Genomic DNA, 22,193 nt, shown 5'->3' with positions numbered 1-22,193 from the left:
GGGCTGTCCTATAACGGGTCGATCCGCCCGGCGCCATAGGGTTTTGAAGCGACGTGAATCCCGCTTCGCGGGAAGAAAACGCGTCAAAACAAAAGACTAGAGCGCGGTTTCTGACCCTCTCGCCCTAAGGCTTCAGGATCGCCTCGATGGCGGCGCGAGCCTCGGTCACCGCCTCTTTCAGCGCGGCGAAGGCGTGCGGCCGGCCATGGCCGGTCCGGACCGCGGTCTCCAGGCTGGCTGCGGCGTCCGCCACCGCAAAGGCGCCGATTCCGCGCGCCGAGCCCTTGAGCTTGTGGGCGAGTGCGCCGGCCTCGGCCGGCAGTGCTGCCATCGCCGCGACCAGGCGGACCGCCTGCTCGGCGAACATCGCGAGCACTTCCTGTTCCAGCTCAGTGTCCCCGAGCGTCATGCGCGAGAGGTGATCGAGGTCGAGCGGGCTGTCGATGGGTGCAAGCGGGGGCGAAGGCATCCAGTCCATCCGTTGCAGTTCAGGCGTCATGGCGCAGGCCCCGGCATCGCGCGATGTCCGCCGGTCCGGCGGTCAGGTTGCCCCCACCGAAGCATGGAAATGGTTAACGAAGTGTTTGGGCCGTTTTACGCAAATCCGCCCGTTTATTGACGAAAAGTTGCCGCAATCCGGCGAGTCCGGTGGAGAATTCCATTTATTGCTAAGGCGTTACGGCCCTATCCTGTTAACGATGATTAAGATTGTCTTAATCCCGGGCATTTCATTCGCGACGCTCTGCCAATAGGATGTTGCGGAAATTGGCGGACAAGCCGTCCGGGTGGGGACGGCTGGAATCCGCGCAAGCGGCATGATCCGGTCTGTGGGCTTGCGTAGCGCGCGCAGGGCTCGCGGGGGGACGCGTACAAGTAACGAGGGCTCGGACTGAACATGGCGAACACTCCGAAAAAGGTCAAAGACCCCACAGAAGTTGCGCTTTCTGCGATCCAGGAAGCCCTGAACATCAGCGACACGGCCGCGGACACCAGCCGCAACGCCTCGATGCGCAACGAAACGTCGGCTCCGATGGGGCCGCCGGCTCCCCCGATCTTCGACGAGCCGACCTTCGAGCCGCGTCCTGCCGCCAACGAGCGCGCCACCGTGTTCGATACGATCGAGGAGCCGCGCACCTCGCGCCGCGCCGCCAACGACGACCGCGAGACCATCGGCCAGTTGCTTCAGGCGCTTCAGAAGGGCCGCCCTGCCCGCAGCGTCTACACCTTCGCCACCATCTTCGCCGGCGTCTGGCTCGCAGCCTGCGCCGCGCTCACCGTCGGCTTCCTGCCCTCGATCCAGGCCGCCATGGGCCAGAGCGGCGGCGTGCTCGTCATCGCCGGCCTGATCGCGATGTTCTTCGCGCCGATCATGCTGTTCTACTTCCTGGCGAGCCTGGTCTGGCGCGGGCAGGAAATGCGCATGATCGCGCAGGCGATGGCGCAGGTCGCGATCCGCTTCTCCGAGCCCGAGGGCTCGGCATCCGATTCCATGGTCACCGTCGGCCAGGCCATCCGCCGCGAGGTCGCGGCGATGGGCGACGGCATCGAACGTGCCATCGCGCGCGCCGGCGAGCTCGAGACGCTGGTCGCCAACGAGGTTGCGGCGCTCGAGCGCGCCTATTCCGACAACGAAGTGCGGATCCGCTCCCTGCTCCAGGACATCGCGCACCAGCGCGACAATCTGGTCGGCCAGGCCGAGCAGGTCCGCAGCGCCATCTCCGGCGTGCAGATCGATCTGCGCCACGACATCGCGCTGATCTCGGACGCGATCGCCTCGCGCGTCGACGAGGTCGCCAAGAGCATTACCGGCGCGCTGGAAGAGCGCGGCGCCCACATCACGGGCGCACTGAGCAACGCCGGCGACAACATGATCCTCGCGCTCGGCGAGCGCGGCGGCGACCTGCTCGACCGCCTCGAGGAGGCCAGCAACGAGACCACGCGCGCCGTGCTCGACGCCAGCGAGCGGCTGACCACCAGCCTCAACTTCAAGACCGGCCACGTCCACGACGAGTTCGTCGACCTCGCCGACCGCGTCCACGAGATGCTGAACGAGCGTATCGACCGCATCACCGGCGAGTTCGAGCAGCGCTCCGCCGCCATCGTCGACGGCATCTCCGAGCGCACCGAGCAGGTGCACGACAGCCTGAAGAATTCATCGGACTCGCTGCTGCTCGAGCTCGAGCTGCGCTCCAGCGACCTTTCGGCCAAGATCGACGATGCCGGCAACCGGCTCGCCGGCCACATCATGACCTCCGGCGACAAGGCGAGCGAGGCGCTCGACGCCACCGTCAACACGCTCGTCGCCAAGGTCGTCAGCCAGACCGAGACCGCGCACGACTCGCTGTCGCTGCAGATGAGCGCGTTCGACGAGCTGGTGAAGAACCAGGGCACCGAGCTGGTCGAGAAGTTCGCCCGCGACTCCGGCACGCTCGGCGCGCTGATCACCCGCCACATCTCCGAGTTCGACCGCACCGTGAAGACGTTCGGCGGTGAGATCGTCGATCGCATGGGCCAGCGCACCCAGGACATCTCCGAGAGCCTGAAGACCTATGTCGACAATTTCGATACCCGCTTCACCTCGCACGGCGGGGCGATCACGGCCGTGCTCGACCAGCGCCTGGTGCAATTCGAGACCACGGTCGGCGAACGTGTCACCAACCTCGACGCCTCGCTGAACGACAAGATCGTCAACCTCGACGGCACGATCGAAGGCCACATCAAGACCTTCGACGACCAGCTCGTCGGCCGCGTCGCCGCGCTCGAACAGTCGTTCGACACCCGCGCCAAGTCGGTGACCGAAACCATCGACGGACGCCTCAACACCCTCGCCTCGTCGCTGACCGACGGTGCCGCGCAGGCGATCCAGTCGATCGACTCCCGCCTCACCCACCTCACGACGTCGCTCACCGACGGCGCATCGCAGGCCATCGAGACGATCGATACGCGCCTCAACCATCTCGCGACCTCGCTCACCGATGGCGCATCGCAGACCATCCAGTCGATCGATACGCGGCTGACGCACCTCACGACGACGCTCACGGGCGGCGCCGCGCAGGCGCTCGAATCCGTCGACACGCGCCTCACCTACCTGACGACCGCGGTGACGAACGGCGCCTCGCAGGCCGTGCAGTCGATCGACACGCGCCTCACCCTCCTGACCTCGACGCTCACCGACGGCACCGCGCAGGCGATCGAGGCGGTCGACCGCCGCATCACCGGCGTCGCCGAGATGATCGACGGCCGCAGCACGCACCTGACCGACACGGTCACGGCGCGCTTCCAGGACATCCACCAGGCCATCGAGACCAAGGTCGGCTCGGTCGCCAACGACATCGACGTGCGCGTGGCGCAGTTCGAGGACCTGCTCGGCTCGCGTGTCGAAGCCGTCGCCGGCCGCATCGAAAGCAGCGGCCGCCAGGCCAGCGAGGACATGATGTCCCGCGCCGAGATGATCTCGACCGCGATCCGCTCGCATGTCGAGGACGCCGAGCGCTCGCTCACCAACCTCGTCGTCAACACCAGCGAAACGATCCAGACCGGTGCCCGTACCGCCCAGCAGTCGTTGATGACGGTCTCCTCCGACGTCAACGCCCAGCTCAAGATGACCTCCACCGAGGTCGAGCGCGCGCTGACCGCGGTCGGCACCGGTGCTGCGAACTCGATCCTGAGCAGCGCCCGCGAGGCTCAGTCGACCCTGGTCGCGGCCTCCGGCGATGCCTCCAACCAGATCAAGGGGCTCGCGGTCGACGTCGAACGCACGCTGTCGGCGGCCGGTTCTGCCACCGCAGCCTCGATCCTGGCCGGCGCCCGCGAGGTGCAGACCACGCTCGTCACGGCGTCGTCGGACGCGGCCAACCACGTCAAGACGCTCACCGCCGACGTGCAGCGTTCGCTGTCGCTGGCCGGCGCCACCACGGCGGAATCGATCACCGCCGGCGCCCGCGATGCGCAGAGCGCGCTGATCGCGGCCTCGACCGAGACCGCCAACCAGATCAAGGCGCTGTCCTCGGACGTGCAGCGCTCGCTCTCGATGGCCGGCACCTCGACGGCCGAGACCATCATGACCGGCGCCCGCGAAGCCCAGACCACGCTCGTCAACGCGTCCTCGGATGCGGCAACCCAGGTCAAGTCGCTCGCGGTCGAAGTGCATCGGTCGCTCTCGCAGGTCGGCCAGTCGACCGCCGAGACGATCACGACCAGCGCCCGCGACGCCCAGAGCACCCTGCTCTCCGTCTCGGCCGAACAGACCAGCCAGGTCCGTTCGCTGGCGGCCGAGATGCAGCGCGCGCTGGCGACCGCCGGCGGCGCCACCATCGAGGCGCTCACCAGCGGCGTGCGCGAGGCCCAGGGCACGCTGATCACCGCCTCGACGGATGCGGCAAGTCAGATCAAGTCGCTGACCACGGACATCGAGCGCACGCTGACCTCGGTCGGCGCCGACACCGCCTCGACCATCCTCAACAGCGCGCGTGAGGCGCAGACCTCGCTGACTTCGACGTCGGCGGATGCCGCAAGCCAGATCCGCACGATCTCGACCGAGATCGAGCGCGCATTGAGCACGGCCACGACCAACGCCACCAACGACATCCAGACCAGCGCGCTCAACGCCCAGAACGCGCTGATCAACGCCTCCAACGAGGCAAGCTCGCGCGTCAAGTCGAGCTCGACCGACGTCGAGCGTTCGGTGCTCGCCGCCAGCAGCAGCTTCGGCCAGGCCATGACCGGCAAGACCGACGAGATCGTCACCTACGTGCAGCAGCAGGCCGACCGTCTGTCGAACATGATCGACGCCAAGCGCGGCGCGCTGGTCGATGCGATCGGCTCGAAGACCAGCCAGCTCACGCTCGACATCGACCGCGTCACCTCGGATGCGCTGAAGTCGATCGAGACGCGCGGCCATGCGTTCTCGCAGACGATGATGGGCAACGGCTCCGAAGTCGCCCGCACCATCAACGCGGCGAGCGAGATGGCCACCGGCGCGGTCGGCAAGTCGCTCAAGGACCTCGAGCAGGCCTCGCGCACGGCGATCGACCAGTCGCGCCAGGTCTCGATCGCGGCCGTCACCGAGATGCAGGAGACCAGCAAGATCCTGCGTACCGACACGGTGGCCCTGTTCGAGCGTCTGCGCGAGGGCAACATCCTGCTCCAGGAGGTGCTGACCGGTGCGCACGACAACCTCAACTCGCTCGAGCGGGCGCTGGTGACGCGCGTCGCCGACTTCGTCTCGGCGATGAACGACGTCACCTCGCGCAACGGCGCTGCGACGCAGAACCTGGAAGACCAGCTCAACGTCTTCAACACGAAGACCACGCGGGCGCTGCAGGACCTCGGCGAGCTGTCGACCCAGTTCGACGCGCACGGCAAGGCGCTGGTCGAGGCCGCGCAGGTCGTCGAGGTGAGCAACAAGAACACCACCGCTTCCCTCGCCGAACGCAAGCAGGCGCTGGAATCGCTCGTCACGACCATCGACCTGCGCACGGCCGATCTCGACCAGCGTCTGTCGCGCTTCACCGGCCTGCTCGATGAATCCCTGGCCGCCGCAGAAGAGCGTGCCCGCGACATCGCCCGCGTCGTCGCGGAGACCGCCGGCGCAGGTTCCGCCGCGATCACCCGCCAGTTCGAGGCGGTGCGCGTGGCGTCCGAGGAGGAGCACCGCCAGACCATCGAGGCCATGCACGACATCTACCGCCAGACCACGGACGAGGCGGATACGATGTTCAAGCAGTCGACCGAGAAGTTCACCAACCTCGTCTCCAGCATGAAGCAGATGGCGTTCGAGATGCACAACGAGCTCGAAGCCACCCGCAACGAGCTGCGCCGCGGCGTGCTCGAGATGCCGCAGGAGGCCGCCGAGAGCACTGCGCAGATGCGCAAGGTGATCGTCGACCAGATCGAGGCCCTCGCCGAGCTCAACCGCATCGTGGCCCAGCATGGCCGTGGCCTCGACGTCTCCACGACGGGCCGCGCCGGCGTACAACGCCAGGAAGAGCCGTTGCTGGCAGCAGCCGTCGGCGCGCGCAGCACCGAGACCCGCGGCCGCGAGACCGGCAGCGCCTCGACGCTGCCGCCGCCGGACCTCGGCATGCCCGCCGCCTCGCGTCGCACCGAAGCGCCGCCGGTCGCGCCCGCCGGCAACGACCAGGGCCGCGACGGCTGGCTGTCGGACCTCCTGAACCGCACGGACGCCAACCAGGGTGCTCCGAACGGACGTGAGGCCCCGCGTGGCCGCGCGGCACCCGCGCCGCAGCCGCAGGCGCCGCAGGGTGGCAGCAATCCGCTGGAGTCGCTGTCGCTCGACATCGGCCGCCTGATGGACCGCAACCTCGCCGCCGAGATGTGGGACCGCTACCAGCGCGGCGAGAACAAGGCCTTCACCAAGCGTCTCTACACGCCCGCCGGCCAGAAGGCCTTTGACGAGGTCGCCCGAAAGTACCGCGCCGACCGCAACTTCAAGGGCACGGTCGACCGCTACGTCGCCGAGTTCGAGCGTCTGCTCGACGAAGTCGCCCGCGACGGCCGCGGTCCGCAGGAGCTGCGCAGCCACCTGACCTCGGAGACGGGCCTGGTCTACACACTGCTCGCGCATGCGGCGGGTCGGCTGGGATAAGACGCAATCGCAGTGAATGAAAAACGGAGGCCTCACGGCCTCCGTTTTTTGTTTGAGCCCGTCATTGCGAGGAGCTCTTGCGACGAAGCAATGACGGAGGAGAGAGCTGCTACTGCCGCCTGCCGCTCGCGGCGGGCGCCTGCCTCGGCGGCTCGGCCGGCGGCGGAGCGGCGGCCGGCGCGCTGTTGCTGGCGCCGAACAGCACGCGGGTCGGGTTGCGATCGAAATTGTTCACGGCGCGGCTGATGTCTCCGAGGGTGCGGCGGCCATCGGTCATCAATGCGCCGGAGCGCTTGTCGAAGTCATCGGCGAGTTCGCGGATCGACTTCACCGCCTGGAACAGCTCGCCGCCATCCTTGCCGCCGGCGAGCGTGTTGAGGCCGAGCATGAGGCTGTCGGCCTTGTGCATGACGCCGTCGACCTTGGCCATCACGCCGTCGATCTTCTCGGAGTTGCGCGCGAGCGAGTTGGTGAAGGTCTCGAGGTTCTTCAGCGAGTTCTTCACCGACTCCTGATTGTCGGCGACGATCTTGTTGATGTTCTGGAGCGTGCCGCGGATCGCCTCGGTGACGTCCTGGAGCTTGTTGGGATCGGCCGTCAGCGACGGGATGCCGTCCTCGTCGAGCGGCGGCGGAGGCGCCGCCTCCTCGCCGCCCTTGAGCGAGATCGCGGCGACGCCGGTCAGGCCCTGGAATTCGAGGCCGACCAGGGTGTCCTTGCGGAGCGGGGTGTTGTTCTCGACCATGGCGAGTGCGACAACCCGCCGCGGGTTGTCGAGCTTCACCGAGACCACCTCACCTACCCGGATACCGTTGAAGTTGACACTGCCGCCGTTGCGCAGGCCCGCCGCCGGGCCCTCGAACACGACGCGCAGGGGGCTGCGCTGCTTGGTGGTGTGCAGCGACTGGAACCACAGCACGAAGCCGATCGCCGCGGCGATCACCGCCAGCGTGAATGATCCGATCAGTACGTAATTGGCCCGCGTTTCCATCAGCTACTCCGGCACCTCAGCCCATCACCGCACGGGCGCGCTTGCCGTGGAAATATTGTCTCAGCCAGGGATGCTGCGAGGCCTGCATGTCGGCGATCGACCCTGCCGCAATGATCTTACCGTTCCCTAAAACGGCGATGCGGTCGCAGGCTGTGTAAAGGCTGTCGAGGTCGTGCGTTACCATGAAAACGGTCAGGCCCAAAGTACGCTGGAGCGTCCTGACCAGCTCGTCGAAATCGCCGGCGCCGATCGGATCGAGGCCCGAGGTCGGCTCGTCGAGGAACACCAGATCCGGATCGAGCGACAGCGCGCGCGCCAGCGCCACGCGCTTGATCATGCCGCCCGACAGTTCCGAGGGAAAGCGATCCGCGACTTCAGGCTTGAGCCCGACCATGGTGAGCTTGGCCATGGTGATCTCGTCCATCAGCCGCTGCGAGACGCGCAAATATTCGCGCATCGGAAACTGGATGTTCTGCCGCACGGTCAACGAGGAGAACAGCGCGCCCTGCTGAAACAGCACGCCCCACCGGCGCTCGACGTTGCGGCGCTGCGAGGTGCTGGAGGAATCGAGGTCGACGCCGAACACCTCGATGGAGCCCGCGACCTTCGGCACGAGGCCGATGATGGTGCGCGTCAGCACCGACTTGCCGGCACCGGATGGGCCGACGAAGCCGAGGATTTCGCCGCGCTTGACGTCGAGGTTGAGGCCATCGAGCACGCGCGTCGCGCCGAACTGCACGGTGATGTCGCGGACGCGGATGATGGGATTTTGAATCGCGTTTTGAGTTTCTTGCGCCATCGTCACATCCCGATCGAGGCGAAGAAGATGGCGAACACGCCGTCCATGACGATGACGAAGAAGATGCCCTTCACCACGGAGGCCGTGGTGTGCTGTCCGAGCGATTCCGCGCTGCCCTGCACGGCGAGCCCCTCGACGCAGGCGACGATGCCGATCACGGCAGCCATCACCGGTGCTTTCACCATGCCGACGATGAAATGGTCGATCGAGATGGCGTCGCGCAGGCGCAGCAGGAAGGCCTCAGGGTCGACACCGCCATAGAGCCAGGCGACGAGGCCGCCGCCATAGAGCGCGGCCATGGCGCCGAGGAAGGCGAGGATCGGCAGCGCCAGCACCAGCGCCAGCATGCGCGGCAGCACCAGGACCTCGATCGGGTCGAAACCCATCGTGCGCAGCGCGTCGATCTCCTCGCGCATCTTCATCGAGCCGAGCTCGGCCGTGTAGGCGCTGCCCGAGCGACCCGCGACCATGATCGCGACCAGGAGGACGCCGATCTCGCGCAGCACCAGCACGCCGAGCATGTCGACGACGAAGATGTCGGCGCCGAACCTGCGGAAATGAAAAATGCCCTGCTGGGCGATGATGCAGCCGATCAGGAACGTGATCAGCACGATGATCGGCACCGCGCGCCAGCAGACCTGCTCCATGTGGTGCACGGTCGAGGTCAGGCGGAACGAGCGCGGGTGGATCAAGACACGAAACCCCGCCGCGAGCACCGCGCCGAGCATGTCGACGAGGCCCGCAACCGTGCCGGCGACCCCGGCCACGGCCCGCCCGATCTGCTCCAGCATGCCGGTGATGGTGACCGCGCTGCTGTCGACGACCGGCGTCGCCCTGACCCGCCGCACCTCATCCACCAGGCTCGAATAATTGGCGGAGAGCCCCGCGATCTGCGCCTCGACGGCGCCCTGGGTCAGGCTGCGGCGCAGCCGTTCGATCAGCCAGGCACCGAAGGTGTCGAGCTTGGCGACCTCGGAGACGTCGATGAAGATGCTTTGCGAACCGCCGGCGAGCTTCTCGGCGTCAGCCACCATCCGCTCCAGGACCGGCGCGAAGCTCGCGGTCCAGGTTCCGGTGGCGCAGAGTGCCAGCGCGTTGCCCTTGGCAATCCGTTCAAGCTTCGGATCGCCGCTCAAGGTGTCCGCTCCCGTGCCGGGGCGCGAGAAACGGGTAGAATCAGATGGTTGCGCACACGCCCTTACCCAGAGAAGGTATCCCCAACCGGTTAATGTTAGTTGCTAGAGGTAACTAGCAGGTTCAGATTTCGCCAGAGTTCAAAATGACTTCCAGCAAAGTTCCGGCACTTCGCGCGCGAATCGAGCGCTTTCCCATCGCCGGCAGTTTCACCATCAGCAGGGGCGCCAAGACCGAGGCCGTGACCGTCGTGGCCGAAATCGTCCAAAACGGCCTGACCGGTCGCGGCGAGTGCGTTCCCTATCCCCGCTATGGCGAAACGCCCGAGGCAACCCTTGCGGCCATCCAGGCCATGCAGGCAGCCGTCGCAGGCGGCCTCTCGCGGGAGGCCCTGCAGGCCTTCATGCCGCCCGGAGCCGCCCGCAACGCGCTGGATTGCGCCCTGATCGACCTCGAGGCCAAGGCGGCCGGCCTGCGGGCTTGGAACCTGCTGGACCGCCCGGTGCCGGGCGAGCGCACCACGGCCTACACGATCTCGTTAGGGACCCCCGAGGCCATGGCGGCGGCGACGGCCAGGGCCGCGCACCGGCCTTTGCTCAAGATCAAGCTCGGCGGCGACGGCGATCCGGAGCGGATCGCGGCGGTTCGCAAGGCCGCCCCCGAATCCGAGCTGATCGTGGATGCCAACGAGGCCTGGACCGAGGCCAATCTGGAGCAGAATCTCGCTGCCTGCGACGCCGTCGGCGTCACCCTGGTCGAGCAGCCGCTGCCGGCCGGGAAGGATGGCGCGCTGGCGCGGATCAAGCGGCCACTCGCGGTCTGCGCCGACGAGAGCGTGCATGACCGCCCTTCGCTCGCGCCGCTCCGCGAGCGCTACGACGCCGTGAACATCAAGCTCGACAAGACCGGCGGCCTCACCGAGGCGCTGGCGATGGCCGATGCGGCGCAGGCGCTCGGTTTCGAGATCATGATCGGCTGCATGGTCGCGACCTCGCTGTCGATGGCCCCCGCAATGCTGGTGACGCCACAGGCGCGCTTCGTCGATCTCGACGGCCCGCTGCTGCTGGCGCGCGACCGCGACCACGGGCTGCGCTACGACGACAGCTTGGTCTATCCGCCGGAGTCCTCGCTCTGGGGATGAGGTCGCCTTCGTTGAGCCTTGAGGAATTATGGGGCCCGCCGTCACCCTTCTGTTCGTATCCTTCAGCGCGGGAACGCTCGTAGCGATCCTGTTCTGTATCCTGCTCTTCAAATATTCGGCCCGGATGGCGCTTGGGTTGGCCCTCGCCTTCGTTGGCGGAGCGATACTCTCCGGCGCTCTTGCCGTCCTAGCCGCGACGTTGGTGATTGGCATCGGGCCGACACTCCAGTCCACGTTAACTGTCGTTCTCTACTTGGCCTGGCTCATTTCTGCGAGCGTCGCGGGTGGCATTGCCGCGGCCCGCGTTGCTTCGCGTCTGCAAGAGCGCTACTCGGCGTGAGCCTTGAGTCGATGCCGCGCCGACCAGATCACGAGCGCGCCGGCCGCGGCCATCGCCGCCATCACGTAATCGAGGCCATCGCCGATGCGGGCGTAGATCGCGCCTGACGCGATCGAAGTCGCCGCACCCAGCAGCCCGTTGCACGCGCCGTAATAGCCCTGCCCGCGCGCGATCTGATGCGATGGCACGCGCTGCACCAGCAAATTCATCGTGCCGACGATGGTCATGCCGAAGGTGAGGCCGTGGCCGAGCTGCACCATCACGAGCAGCGCCAGCGGCGGCTCCTGCGCGGTGACGATCCAGCGCACCACTGCGCTCACGCCGCCGATCGCGATCAGCGTGGACGGATGCAGCGAGAACCGCGGCGACAGCGCGAACACGACGATCTCGGCGATCACGCCCAGCGTCCAGAGGCCTGCGATCGTCAGTCCGCCGAAGCCGTGGAGCTGCCAGTTGATGGCCGAGAACGTGTAATAGGCGACGTGGCTGCCCTGGATCAGCGCGGCCGAGGCGATGACGGCCCAGAAGCCGCCATCGCGCAGCAAGGCCTTGCCGGCATGCGTCTCCGTCGTCCTTCGCCTGACATCGTCGAGCGGCTGCAGCAACAGGCTGGCGGCGACCGCAACGACGGCCCACGCGACGATGATCCAGATCAGATCGCGCGCCGCGATGTGGTCGACGAGAAAGCCGCAGGCGAGCGAGCCCGCGGCGAAGGCCGCCGAGCCCCACAGCCGCAAGGGCCCGTAGTCGAGCCCGTAGCGGGCGACGCCGCGCAGCGCATAGGCATCGGTCAGCGGGGTCGTCGGCGTCCACATCATGCAGGTCAGCGCATAGATCATGAATAGCGCCAGCGGCTGCTGCTGCAGGCCGACCGCCGTGAACCCGATCGCGGTCGCCAGCACCGACACCATCATGCCGGCGCGAATGGCATGCCGCTTCTCGGCAAGGGCGGTGATCTGCGGCAGCGTGGTGAAGCGCGTGATCGCCGGCAGCGCGTTGATGAGGCCGATCCAGCTTGCGTCGATGCCGATCGCCTTCAGCCAGACCGGAAAGAACGGCAGATGCGTGCCCGACACCGCGAAGACCGCCGAATAAAACAGCGCCAGGCTCACGGCGAATCGCCGCTTCACGGCGGCTTGCGTGGGGATTTGTGATTCGCCTGCCATCAAACCAATTGCGATTCGGTCGATATCGTGGTGATCGTTACAGTAACGCGTAGTGATTTGCGCGACGAGATTGATATGGCCAACGAAGCATTCGCCCTCTCGCCTATGTCTGCCCGTGCGGCCGAGCCGAACGAGCAGGATTACGACGCGATCCGCGAAGCCTTCATGGAGACCGCGCGCGGCCGCTGGTTCCTCGGCGAATATGCCAAGCGCAACCGCAATGCGGATACCCGCATGGTGCTCGATGCGGTCGCGAAAATCGAAGAAACCCTTGCGGCACAGCGACAACCGGTCGTCGAGGATCGCCTGCCCGAGGCGCTGGTCGAGATCCGCCGCGCCATCCGCGAGGCCGAGACCATCGCGATCGCCGCCTTCGATCCCGCGGCGTTCGAGGCCAGCCTCGCGCCGATTCCGCGCGGCGTGCGCATCATCAAGGAGATCTCCTGGCGCTGGCGCGAGATCGGCGCCGACGGGCGAATCTGCGATCTCATTGATTCGCAGCTCGCCTCCATCGAGGCGGCTTGCGGGCAGCTATCGACCATCGACCCCCGCGTCGAGCTCAAGGCCGCATTCGATCTGCTCAGGGATCGGGTCGAGCAGCTTGATGATGAGGGCGACACAGCGCCGCAAGCGGCGGTGCATTCCGCACCTGCGCCGGTGCGGGAAGCGCCCGTGGCTTTTACGGAGGCGCCGCAGGACATCGCAGCGACTCCCGCGCCCGAAGCAGCGGTCGAGGCCTGCACCGTCGAAGCACTCGCCGTTGGCGAGGAGGCATTGGACGTCGCCATCGAGCCGGAGCTCATCGCCGGCCATCAGGTCGGACCCGAAGAGGAGGTCGCAGAGGCCGCCGCTTTCACCGAGGTGACTGACGGGGTCTCGCTCGACGCCGCCGCTGAAGCCGAGGACGAAGCCATACTCGATGCCATCGCGCTGGAAATGGCCGCGCCCGATCCGGAGTTCGACGAGATCACCGAACCGGTCGAGCTGGAAGCGGTCATCCCGGAGCCGATGGCCGCGGAGGTCGCAGCCCCGATCGCCGCAGAGCTTCCCGAGCCTGTCGCAGCCGAGCCGGCCGCCATCGCAGTCGTGGAGGAGCCCGCCGAAGACGCGCCGATCGCAATGGACTCGCTCGCGCGCCTCACCGACGCCATTGCCGAGGCCGCCGCCGAAGTGATGGAGCAGCCGGCCCCGGCCATGGCAGCCGCCGCGACATTCGGTGCGGCGCCGGCCGCGACGCTTCCGATGCCCTCGCCCTTGTCCGCCTCCTTGCCCGAGCCCTCGCTCGGCGCCACCATCCTCGCCAGCGGCATCCTGCAAAGGCCCCGCGCGGCGGCCAACGACCCCATGGCGCCAATCCGCCGCATGACCCAGGCCGAGAAGATCGCGTTCTTCTCGTAAGGGGCGCAGCGTACTCACTCTCGTGTCCCGGACGCGCTGCAACGCCGTTGGCGTTGCGGCGCAGAGCCGGGACCCAGGCTGTAGCACGGGTGCTCTCGCAAACCAATCCGCGCTACACGAAGGGCGCCTGCCCGGTCGATGCGTCGACGCCGCCGTCGACTGGCAGGTTCACCCCGTTGACGAAGCTGGCGTCGGCGCTTGCGAGAAATGCGATGACGCTCGCGACTTCCTCGGACTGGGCTGCGCGCCCCAGGGGGATACGTTCCACCAGCCTTACGAACAATTCCGGATATTGCTCCATGATCGGCATCGTCAGGTCGGTGAGGGTCAAGGATGGGCACACCGCATTGATGCGCACGCCTCTCGGGCCAAATTCGAGCGCCAGGCTGCGCGTGAGATTGCTGACGGCCCCCTTCGTTGCGTTGTAGAAGCTCACGCCCCGGTCACCGCCGAGCCCGCTGAGAGACGACACGTTGACAATCGAGCCGCCACTTTCGATCAGGTACGGAAGCGCGGCGCGCGTCATATAGAGGACACCGTCGACATTGACCGCGAAGACGTCTCGCCACAGCTGGATCGGCGAGCCCAGGAAATCGATCAGTGCGCCCGTCCCGGCATTGTTGACGAGGATGTCGATCCTGCCGAATTGCCGGACCACGTCGGCGACCAGGCGCTCGACGTCAGCGGCGATCGAGACGTCGCCGGATCGGATCATGCAGCGATCGGTGCCGAGCTCCGCGCCGACTTCGGCCAGTTTGAACTCGCGCCGTCCGTTGAGCACGACAATGGCGCCTTCGCCGTGAAAGCGCCTTGCGGCTGCGGCGCCGATGCCGCTGCCGGCGCCCGTGACGATGACGACTTTATCCTTGAACCGATCATTCATGCCAATAACTCCATCCGAACCCGCAAGGTCCGGACAAGAGCTAGGACACCGGAAAGACAGTCTGGTTTCAGCCGAACCGGATTCGGTTACGATTGAAATCTGTCGCGCGAAGCGATGCCGATCAGCCGCAGTTCCAGACCGCGCCGATCGGGGTCCGCGTCCAGCACGGTCCGAAGCTGCCGCCATTGTAGCGGCCGCCACCGAAGCCGGGCCGGCCGAAATAGCGCCATTCGCCATCCCAGCCGTAATATTGAGGGACCGGATCGATGTACCAATGGCGGCGATCGCTACGCGACAGGCGCCGCATCGCTTCCTTCTGCTTGTAGAGCGGAATGCTGTTGCTCAGCGGCTGGCGATAGCCCGGCAGAAAGCCGTAGCCGTGCCAGGCCTGTTTTGGGGGTTTTTGAATGGACGCAGCCGGCGCGACGGCGGGCAGCAGCGACAGGATGACAGCAATGGATAGACACATAAGGCGCGACATGAACCGACCATAAACAGTAAGGTTCAGACAGGCCACTCAAATTCGAGTGCGAGACTATTCGCTGCCTCGATCAAATCCCACACACGCAGCCATGCCGGCTTTCGCGGAATCGTTATGCGTTGGCTCGCGGCGATCGGGTGGCTGGACCGATTTGATGACGTGCTCCCGGCTGATCACGCCCATCCGAAACGCGGGCAGCCCGACCATCGTGCAATGATTGATCCGACCTATCAGCACTCCGTTGCTGTACTGTCTGCTTCGCTATTCATGGTGCCCTGTCGGAAGGAGCGCACATGTCCACGGCGATCTCGACGCTCGGCGGGGTAGGTCTCTTCCTGCTCGGCATGACCGTGATGACGGATGGCCTGAAGACCCTGGCCGGCTCTGCGCTACGCACGGTGCTCGGCAAGGCTGCGTCGACGCCGCTGCTTGGCTCGTTTTGGGGAGCCGTGGTCACGCTGCTGGTGCAGTCCTCCAGCGCAACGACCATGACGACGATCGGTCTCGTCAGCGCCGGCCTCTTGACCTTCCAGCAGGGGTTGAGCCTCGTCTTCGGCGCGAATATCGGCACCACCGGGACCGGCTGGCTGGTCGCCCTGATCGGCGTCCGCGTCTCGCTCACGGCCGCGGCGCTGCCGATGATCTTCGTCGGCGCGCTGACCAAGCTTCTCGGCAGGGGACGAATCTCCGGGGTCGGCGCCGCGCTCGCCGGCTTCGGACTTGTGCTGTTCGGCTTGACGACCCTGCAGCAGGGCATGGGCGGGCTGGCTGAACGATTGCACCCGGCGGACCTGCCCGCAGTTCTCGGCAGTCCCGGGGTGTCATGGTGGTCGGGCCTCTTCGGCGTGCTGGCGCTGGTCGTGATCGGATTGGTCATGACCGCGCTGATGCAATCGTCGACGGCCGCGATCGCGGTAACCCTGTCCGCCTATTTCGCGGGCGCGATCGGGTTGGACCAGGCCTGCGCCCTGATCATCGGCCAGAACATCGGAACAGCGACGAGTTCCGCCCTGGCCGCGATTGGCGCGAGCCCGACCGCGAAGCGGCTGGCCATCGCCTACGTTCTTTTCAAGCTGATTGCCGCACTCATCGCGTTGGTGGCTTTTCCCATAGTAACGCCCTTGCTGCTGCGCGCCTCTGACACGATCGACGGCGTCACGCTGCTGGCCGGCTACCACACGGCCTTCAACGTCGTCGGTGTCGCGGTCCTGCTGCCCCTGATCAACCCGTTCACGCGACTGGTCGAACGGATTCTGCCCGAGCGCGGCTCGCCGCTGGCGCGATGTCTCGATGCTTCGGCGCTTGAGACCCCGATCGTGGCGGTGGAAGCGGTACGGCGCACGATCGCGCGCGTGCTCTTGACGGTGTGCAGTTCGGTCGACACGAAACTGGCCGGCCGCGCTGGATCGATACGTCTGGGGAAGGACGCTGTATCCGTAGAGGAGGCGGCCGATGCCGTGCGCCAGGCACAAATATTCCTGTCGGATGTAGCTGGACCGCCTGAGACCGACGACGAGCAACAGCGTCTGACGAGCACGCTGCACGCCCTCGACCACGCGTCCCGGCTGACGGACCTCGCAAGTGGAGGAAACAATTTCGCTTCGGTGGCAGGCGGACCGGAGGACATCCGCGCCGGAGAGCTATGTGCCGAAGTCATGCGAAGCGCGGCTGCGATTGCGCGCGGCGTGGCGGTGCCGCCCCGCGTCGACGGATCGCCGCACTCCGTACCCGCCTCGCGCGCCGGCGACGCCATGGCCGGTCCGCGCGCCGACCCGCCCGACGAGGCGATCGCCGAGCTTGAGCGTTGTACGACACAGCTCGCCGAAATGCTGCGCACCCATCGCAGTGCGACGCTCGGTGCGGTGGCCAATGGAACCCTGACCGCCGACGCCGCCCTGCTTCGTGTCGAGGCGGTGCGAAACCTCGAAGCCCTGTCGCTGCACGCCTGGCGCTCGGCGGCTCATCTGGTGGGGCGGGGCTAGCGCGGAGATATGTTCGAACAGCAGCCTGAAGCGCGATGACTGTTCGCCCCAATCTCATCGCGATTCAGATCACGCCCTTCCTGATCAGGAAGCATCCATGGCCCCTACTGTCGCCGACCTGCACCACACCAAAGCTCGCCTCCGCCGCGCGATAGAATTCCGGGCGCGAGAGCTTGCAGAGCATGTGACGGCATTTCCCCAAAAGCATGGTCTTCGCGGGCCGAACCGGCGCGGCCGGTCATCGGCCGTTCACCCTAGCAGGTTCCAAGCGTGATTCAGATCACGCAGTCGACCATGGTGATTGCGATCACGGACCACAGGCTCGAACGCGGCCAAGCTTCCTCGCAACCAATCTCGCATCGAGATCAGTGCCAGAGGAGCACGCCATGTTCCGCCTAAAGCCTTTCCTGATGACCGCTAGCCTCGCGGGAAGCCTGTTCGGCTTCGCCTGCGGCCCTGTTTCCGCGCAGGTCGCCCCGGTCGCGCCGGCCCCCACCGCGCTGCAGGGGCCCGAGCAGCGGGTCGCGCTGGTGATCGGCAATTCGAACTACCGGAACGCGCCGCAGCTCCAGAATCCCGACAATGACGCGCAGTCGATGGCGCAGTTCCTGAACTCCGCCGGCTTCGAGGTGGTCGCCGCGACCGACCTGACCCAGAACGACATGCTCCGCGTCGTCCAGGACTTTTCCGCCAAGGTTTCCGCGCGGGGTCCGAACACTGTCGCCATGGTCTACTACGCCGGTCACGGCGTGCAGCTCGCCGGCGAGAACTATCTCGTCCCCGTGGATGCGAAAGTTTCGAACCCCACCGAGCTCGTGAGCAACTCGGTGCGCCTCGTCGACGTGATGTCGACGCTGGAGACGATCCCGAGCCGCATGCGCATCGTCATCCTCGATGCCTGCCGCAACAATCCGTTCCCTGATGTCAACGATGCCGGCCGCGGCCTCGCCATCGTCGATGCGCCGAACGGCTCGATCGTCGGCTACTCGACCGCGCCGGGTGCGGAAGCACAGGACGGCACCAACGGCCACAGCCCCTACACCCAGGCCTTCCTCAACGTCGCGCGCGAGCCCAACGTGCCGATCGAGCAGCTGTTCAAGCGCGTGCGCCTCGAAGTGAACCAGACCACCAGCGGCGCGCAGATCCCGTGGGAAAGCTCGTCGCTGACGTCAGATTTCACCTTCTTCGGCGACACCGCTGTTGCCGCCACCCGCGCGCCGGTGAATGCGCCTGTCGTGCAGATCGCGTCCAACCTGCCGAGCCGTTCGACGCGCCAGGCCTATGACTACGTCGTGTCCGAGGGACGTCCGGAGTACTATCAGGAGTTCATCCAGATGTACCCGCACGACCCGCTGTGCGACCACATCCGCTGGCTGCTCTCGAACCTGCTGATCACGCAGGCCTGGCACAAGGCGGTGCTCGCGAACTCCCCGCTCGGCTACAAGAGCTTCTATGACAGCTACGGCAACAGCCCCTATGCGCAATCCGCGCTGAAGCTCCAGACCCAGCCGAAGCTGATCCCCCTGATGCAGGCGACCAAGTTCCTGGCACCGCAGAACATTGCTCCGACGTTCAAGGTCGGCAATCTCGGCCAGCCCAAATACATGCTGCCAATGCAGCAGGGCAATGGCGGCGGGCAGATGAACGGCAATCTGCCGGTCGTGCAGAAGCCGGTGGACAGCAACGTCATGGGCAAGCTCGGCAATGGCGGCCAGATCGTCAACCTGCCCTCGGGCAACAACCAGCCGAACGGCACGCCGTCGCAGACCCCGGGCAAGATCGTCACCCTGCCTGCGCCGACCAACATCAATGGCGGCGTCGGCAAGATCGTGACCCTGCCTGCGACCAACACTACGCAGAACGGCGGTAGCAACAATGCCGGCACTGCCAACGGCACCGGCACGCCTGGTAAGATCGTGAGCATGCCGGCGAATGTCGGCAAGGGCGGCTCGACTGTCGAAAAGAAGCCGGTCATTCAGACGCAGAACAACCCGATCCGCGTCAACAACGGCAACACCGGCATCGTGAAGCTCAACAACAACCCGGTGAACAAGGTGCAGGTGCAGAACGACCAGCAGAACAACCGCCCGCAGTTCAATGCGACCAACCGTATGGTCAACAACGGCGGTAACAACTTCCGCGAGTCGATGAACCAGGCGCCGAGCATGAACAACGGCGGCAACAATCGCCGCGGCGGCTTCATGCACTGATCGCCACAAGCGAAACGACGAAGGGGCAGAGCGCCAACGCTCTGCCCCTTCCTCATGTTAGAAGGTCCGAAACTTAAGCAACCAGCTCGGCAAACAGATCCGCATCCACATTGCCGCCCGAGAGCACGATGACGACGTTCTTCCCGGCGACGTCGAGACGTCCTGCCAGCAGCGCGGCAAGGCCGACCGCACCGCCCGGCTCCACTACGAGCTTCAGCTCGCGATAGGCAAACGCCACGGCCGCACCGACTTCCTTGTCCGACGCAGTCACGCCGCGCGCCAAGAGCTTGCTGTTGATCGCGAAGGTCATCTCGCCGGGGATCAGGGCCATCAGCGCGTCGCAGATGGTGCGACCCGCAGGCCCATGCGGCTCGCGGTGGCCTGCGGTCAGCGAAATGCCGTGATCGTCGAACGCCTCGGGCTCGGCCACCACGATCTCGGCTCGCGGATAGCGCGCCTTCACGGCCGTGGCGACGCCCGCAATCAGGCCGCCGCCGGAGGCCGGCGCCACCACGATGTCGGGGCTGAGGCCGAGCGCAGCCATGTCCTCGGCGATTTCGCGGCCTGCCGTGCCCTGCCCCGCGATCACGAACGGATCGTCATAGGGCCTGACCAATGTCGCGCCGCGCTTCTCGGCGATGCCGCGCGAGATCGCCTCGCGGTCGTCGCGATCGCGATCGTACAGCACGACCTCGGCGCCATAGGATTTGGTGCGCTCGCGCTTCGACAGCGGCGCATCCGCGGGCATCACGATGGTCGCGTGCATGTCGAGGATCTTTGCAGCCGCCGCCACGCCCTGGGCGTGGTTGCCGGACGAGAACGCGACGACGCCGCCGGCGCGCTTGTCCTGCGGGATCGAGGCGACCTTGTTGAAGGCGCCGCGGAACTTGAAGGAGCCGGTGCGCTGGAGCATCTCCGGCTTCAGGAAGACCTTTGCGCCGACGCGCTCGTTGAGCACGGGAAAGGACAACAGCGGGGTGCGGATGGCGAAGGGCGCGATCACGCGTGCTGCTGCATCGATATCGGCAGGGCCGATCGGGAGGAGCTGTTCGGTCATGCCTGATGTTATCGCGCCGGACGAGGCGCGGGGCAAGACACCTGCGCGCGATAAACCTTGGTTTTCAGGCTACGAAACTAACCGGCTCCGCCCCATTCCTGCCTGGAAGCACCGCGCCAACCGCCTTGATGCTGTCCACAAACGCCCTCGCCGAGGCCTCCCAGGTGTAATTGGCGGCGAATTCGACACAGTCCTGCCGGGACACGTCGAGCGCGGCGAAGCAGGCGTTGCGCAGATCGTGATCCAGCGCGCCGACCGGTGCATCGCCGATCACGTCGCGGGGGCCCTTCACCGGGAAGGCCGCGACCGGCAGGCCGCTGGCGAGCGCTTCCAGCAGGACCAGGCCGAACGTGTCGGTCTTGCTGGGGAACACGAACACGTCGGCCGCCGCATAGATCGCCGCCAGCGCCTCGCCGTGCTTCTCGCCCAGGAAGATCGCATCCGGATAGGCCTCTTCCAGCGCGAGCCGCGCCGGGCCGTCGCCGACGATCACCTTGGTGCCGGGCAGATCGAGATCGAGAAACGCCTCGAGATTCTTCTCCACCGCGATCCGGCCGACCGAGAGAAACACCGGCGCCGGCAGGCAGAGGTCGATCCCACGAGGGTGGAACAGGCTGGTGTCGACGCCGCGCGGCCACAGCACGACGTTGTCGAAGCCGCGCTCGCCAAGCTCGCGGGCGAGCGCAGGCGTTGCCGCCATCACGGCGCGGCTGGGCGCGTGAAATCGGCGCAGCGCCCGCCAGATCAGGGATTCCGGAACCGGCACGCGGGCGCGGACATATTCGGGAAAGCGGGTGTGGAAGCTGGTCGTGAACGGCAGCTTGCGCTGGCGGCAGTAGCGGCGGACCATTAGGCCGATCGGCCCCTCCGTCGCGATGTGGATGCTGTCGGGGCGCGCCTCCGCGATCAGCTTCGCGATTCGCGCCGGGCGCGGCATGGCGAGCCGCACGTCCCGGTAGCTCGGCATCGCAAAGGTGCGGAACGATTGCGGCGTCAGGAACGTGAACTCGACGCCAAGGCCCTCGACGCCAAGCCCTTCGACGCTAAGCGCCTTGGCGGCGTCTGCGAGCTTGGTCAGCGTCCGAACCACACCATTGACTTGCGGGTGCCAGGCGTCGGTCGCGACCAGGATGCGCATCAAGCGGCCTCTGTTATGCAGCTCTGGCTGCGACCTGCGGGACTTGCGCCGGCTTCTGCGCGTGATCGGCCCAGGTGATGATCTCGAAATGACCGTCGTCATGCTCGACCAGCGCCGTGCAGCTCTCGACCCAGTCGCCGCAATTCATGTAGCGAATGCCGCCCTCGTCGCGGATCACGGCATAGTGGATGTGGCCGCAGATCACGCCGTCGGCGTCGTGACGCCGCGCCTCGGCGGCGAGCGCCTGCTCGAACGCGCCGATGTAGTTGACGGCGTTCTTGACCTTCTGCTTGGCCCATTGCGACAGCGACCAATAGGGCACCTTAAACATGCGCCGGAAGAAGTTGACGAAGCGATTCATCTGGATCGCGAAGTCATAGGCCTTGTCGCCGAGATGGGCGAGCCAGCGCGCGTTCTGCACCACGAGATCGAAGATGTCGCCGTGGATGACGAGGTAGCGCTTGCCGTCCACGCCGGTGTGGACGGTGTTCTCGACGACGTCGATGCCGCCGAAATGCGTGCCGTAATAGTTGCGCAGGAACTCGTCGTGATTGCCGGGAATGTAGATGACCTTGGCGCCCTTGCGCGCCTTGCGCAGCAGCTTCTGGACCAGGTCATTATGCGACTGCGGCCAGTGCCAGCTCGATTTCAGCGCCCAACCGTCGACGATGTCGCCGACGAGATAGATCGTGTCGGCATCATGGTAGCGCAGGAAGTCGAGCAGCAGGTCGGCTTGAGAACCGCGGGCTCCGAGATGAACGTCGGAGATGAACAACGTGCGAAAGCGCCGCTCCGGGCTCTCGTCACTCACATCGTAACTTCCCATGCGCCAGCCTGTAACAAATGTCCCGTGACAGGGGGATGAC

Annotated in this window: 16 protein-coding genes and 1 pseudogene; 6 read left to right on the top strand and 11 right to left on the bottom strand. The window is 66.4% G+C overall.

Annotated elements, in window-relative coordinates; all coding sequences use genetic code 11:
• Positions 1-124 precede the first annotated feature (124 nt).
• Entirely contained in the window at positions 125-469 is a 345-nt protein-coding gene (locus tag OWC48_RS32785; protein ID WP_404979846.1) for an Hpt domain-containing protein, read from the bottom strand.
• Positions 470-895: 426 nt separating this feature from the next.
• Here OWC48_RS32785 and OWC48_RS32780 point away from each other — a divergent pair, with 426 nt between their 5' ends.
• Positions 896-6,607 carry a negative regulator of septation ring formation gene (locus OWC48_RS32780; RefSeq protein ID WP_282523687.1) on the top strand — a complete coding sequence of 1,904 codons (5,712 nt, stop codon included), beginning with the start codon at positions 896-898 and terminating at the stop codon, positions 6,605-6,607.
• A gap of 109 nt (positions 6,608-6,716) precedes the next feature.
• Here the strand turns inward: OWC48_RS32780 and OWC48_RS32775 are convergent, their stop codons facing one another.
• Genes OWC48_RS32775 through OWC48_RS32765 form a run of 3 tightly spaced genes read right to left on the bottom strand, consistent with a single transcriptional unit; the run spans position 6,717 to position 9,533 of the window.
• Positions 6,717-7,598, bottom strand: coding sequence for an MlaD family protein (locus OWC48_RS32775; RefSeq protein WP_028153328.1), 882 nt, complete (start codon positions 7,596-7,598; stop codon positions 6,717-6,719).
• A gap of 16 nt (positions 7,599-7,614) precedes the next feature.
• Complete coding sequence (locus OWC48_RS32770; protein WP_282523686.1) at positions 7,615-8,397, bottom strand: ABC transporter ATP-binding protein; 783 nt, start codon at positions 8,395-8,397, stop codon at positions 7,615-7,617.
• A 2-nt stretch (positions 8,398-8,399) separates the two neighbouring features.
• A complete protein-coding gene (locus OWC48_RS32765; protein ID WP_282523685.1) occupies positions 8,400-9,533 on the bottom strand; it encodes an ABC transporter permease in 1,134 nt (377 codons plus the stop codon).
• Between the two features lie 143 nt (positions 9,534-9,676).
• Between OWC48_RS32765 and dgcA the strand changes: the two genes are divergently transcribed.
• Positions 9,677-10,672: an N-acetyl-D-Glu racemase DgcA gene (gene dgcA / locus OWC48_RS32760; protein ID WP_282523684.1), complete on the top strand. Its 996-nt coding sequence runs from the start codon at positions 9,677-9,679 to the stop codon at positions 10,670-10,672.
• A gap of 28 nt (positions 10,673-10,700) precedes the next feature.
• Positions 10,701-11,012, top strand: a complete 312-nt coding sequence (locus tag OWC48_RS32755; protein ID WP_282523683.1) for a hypothetical protein — start codon at positions 10,701-10,703, stop codon at positions 11,010-11,012.
• On the opposite strand, the gene OWC48_RS32750 is transcribed toward OWC48_RS32755, so the two are convergent.
• Complete coding sequence (locus OWC48_RS32750; RefSeq protein ID WP_282523682.1) at positions 11,000-12,178, bottom strand: major facilitator superfamily domain-containing protein 6; 1,179 nt, start codon at positions 12,176-12,178, stop codon at positions 11,000-11,002. The two genes, OWC48_RS32755 and OWC48_RS32750, sit on opposite strands and share 13 nt — an antisense overlap.
• Positions 12,179-12,253: 75 nt before the next feature.
• Between OWC48_RS32750 and OWC48_RS32745 the strand changes: the two genes are divergently transcribed.
• Positions 12,254-13,576 carry a hypothetical protein gene (locus OWC48_RS32745; RefSeq protein ID WP_282523681.1) on the top strand — a complete coding sequence of 441 codons (1,323 nt, stop codon included), beginning with the start codon at positions 12,254-12,256 and terminating at the stop codon, positions 13,574-13,576.
• A gap of 112 nt (positions 13,577-13,688) precedes the next feature.
• Here OWC48_RS32745 and OWC48_RS32740 read toward each other — a convergent pair whose 3' ends face one another.
• Together OWC48_RS32740 and OWC48_RS32735 are read right to left on the bottom strand one after the other, a co-directional pair.
• Positions 13,689-14,459, bottom strand: a complete 771-nt coding sequence (locus OWC48_RS32740) for an SDR family NAD(P)-dependent oxidoreductase (protein ID WP_282523680.1) — start codon at positions 14,457-14,459, stop codon at positions 13,689-13,691.
• Positions 14,460-14,580: 121 nt separating this feature from the next.
• Entirely contained in the window at positions 14,581-14,940 is a 360-nt protein-coding gene (locus OWC48_RS32735; protein ID WP_282523679.1) for a hypothetical protein, read from the bottom strand.
• Between the two features lie 293 nt (positions 14,941-15,233).
• Between OWC48_RS32735 and OWC48_RS32730 the strand changes: the two genes are divergently transcribed.
• Positions 15,234-16,922 carry a Na/Pi cotransporter family protein gene (locus OWC48_RS32730; RefSeq protein WP_282523678.1) on the top strand — a complete coding sequence of 563 codons (1,689 nt, stop codon included), beginning with the start codon at positions 15,234-15,236 and terminating at the stop codon, positions 16,920-16,922.
• Positions 16,923-16,986: 64 nt separating this feature from the next.
• Here OWC48_RS32730 and OWC48_RS46975 read toward each other — a convergent pair.
• Positions 16,987-17,097, bottom strand: a pseudogene (locus OWC48_RS46975) (fucose-binding protein); the annotation flags it as partial.
• 211 nt (positions 17,098-17,308) lie between these two features.
• Between OWC48_RS46975 and OWC48_RS32725 the strand changes: the two are divergent.
• Positions 17,309-19,132 (top strand): caspase family protein, encoded by a 1,824-nt coding sequence (locus OWC48_RS32725; RefSeq protein ID WP_282523677.1) that lies wholly within the window; start codon positions 17,309-17,311, stop codon positions 19,130-19,132.
• A gap of 73 nt (positions 19,133-19,205) precedes the next feature.
• Here OWC48_RS32725 and OWC48_RS32720 read toward each other — a convergent pair whose 3' ends face one another.
• The 3 genes from OWC48_RS32720 to OWC48_RS32710 all read right to left on the bottom strand — a co-directional run bounded on the left by OWC48_RS32720 (position 19,206) and on the right by OWC48_RS32710 (position 22,153).
• The gene (locus tag OWC48_RS32720) at positions 19,206-20,189 is read right to left on the bottom strand and encodes a threonine/serine dehydratase (protein WP_282523676.1); all 984 of its coding nucleotides are present in this window, start codon (positions 20,187-20,189) and stop codon (positions 19,206-19,208) included.
• A 64-nt stretch (positions 20,190-20,253) separates the two neighbouring features.
• A complete protein-coding gene (locus OWC48_RS32715) occupies positions 20,254-21,327 on the bottom strand; it encodes a glycosyltransferase family 1 protein (protein WP_282523675.1) in 1,074 nt (357 codons plus the stop codon).
• 13 nt (positions 21,328-21,340) lie between these two features.
• Positions 21,341-22,153, bottom strand: coding sequence for a UDP-2,3-diacylglucosamine diphosphatase (locus tag OWC48_RS32710; RefSeq protein WP_282523674.1), 813 nt, complete (start codon positions 22,151-22,153; stop codon positions 21,341-21,343).
• Between the last annotated feature and the right edge of the window lie 40 nt (positions 22,154-22,193).

This window comes from Bradyrhizobium sp. Arg816 (genome assembly GCF_029989365.1).
GTDB lineage: Bacteria > Pseudomonadota > Alphaproteobacteria > Rhizobiales > Xanthobacteraceae > Bradyrhizobium.
Note: the sequence above shows the minus strand (reverse complement) of the source record. Positions and strands in the feature narration are given on the sequence as shown.

What these genes read in the sequence shown, in the direction of transcription:
- OWC48_RS32745 (WP_282523681.1), top strand. Translation starts at nt 12,254, where the DNA reads ATGGCCAACGAAGCATTCGCCCTCTCGCCTATGTCTGCCCGTGCGGCC.
- OWC48_RS32775 (WP_028153328.1), bottom strand. Translation starts at nt 7,598, where the DNA reads ATGGAAACGCGGGCCAATTACGTACTGATCGGATCATTCACGCTGGCG.
- OWC48_RS32770 (WP_282523686.1), bottom strand. Translation starts at nt 8,397, where the DNA reads ATGGCGCAAGAAACTCAAAACGCGATTCAAAATCCCATCATCCGCGTC.
- OWC48_RS32740 (WP_282523680.1), bottom strand. Translation starts at nt 14,459, where the DNA reads ATGAATGATCGGTTCAAGGATAAAGTCGTCATCGTCACGGGCGCCGGC.
- OWC48_RS32755 (WP_282523683.1), top strand. Translation starts at nt 10,701, where the DNA reads ATGGGGCCCGCCGTCACCCTTCTGTTCGTATCCTTCAGCGCGGGAACG.
- OWC48_RS32710 (WP_282523674.1), bottom strand. Translation starts at nt 22,153, where the DNA reads ATGGGAAGTTACGATGTGAGTGACGAGAGCCCGGAGCGGCGCTTTCGC.
- OWC48_RS32750 (WP_282523682.1), bottom strand. Translation starts at nt 12,178, where the DNA reads ATGGCAGGCGAATCACAAATCCCCACGCAAGCCGCCGTGAAGCGGCGA.
- OWC48_RS32735 (WP_282523679.1), bottom strand. Translation starts at nt 14,940, where the DNA reads ATGTCGCGCCTTATGTGTCTATCCATTGCTGTCATCCTGTCGCTGCTG.
- OWC48_RS32730 (WP_282523678.1), top strand. Translation starts at nt 15,234, where the DNA reads ATGTCCACGGCGATCTCGACGCTCGGCGGGGTAGGTCTCTTCCTGCTC.
- OWC48_RS32720 (WP_282523676.1), bottom strand. Translation starts at nt 20,189, where the DNA reads ATGACCGAACAGCTCCTCCCGATCGGCCCTGCCGATATCGATGCAGCA.
- OWC48_RS32715 (WP_282523675.1), bottom strand. Translation starts at nt 21,327, where the DNA reads ATGCGCATCCTGGTCGCGACCGACGCCTGGCACCCGCAAGTCAATGGT.
- OWC48_RS32785 (WP_404979846.1), bottom strand. Translation starts at nt 469, where the DNA reads ATGCCTTCGCCCCCGCTTGCACCCATCGACAGCCCGCTCGACCTCGAT.
- OWC48_RS32780 (WP_282523687.1), top strand. Translation starts at nt 896, where the DNA reads ATGGCGAACACTCCGAAAAAGGTCAAAGACCCCACAGAAGTTGCGCTT.
- OWC48_RS32725 (WP_282523677.1), top strand. Translation starts at nt 17,309, where the DNA reads ATGTTCCGCCTAAAGCCTTTCCTGATGACCGCTAGCCTCGCGGGAAGC.
- dgcA (WP_282523684.1), top strand. Translation starts at nt 9,677, where the DNA reads ATGACTTCCAGCAAAGTTCCGGCACTTCGCGCGCGAATCGAGCGCTTT.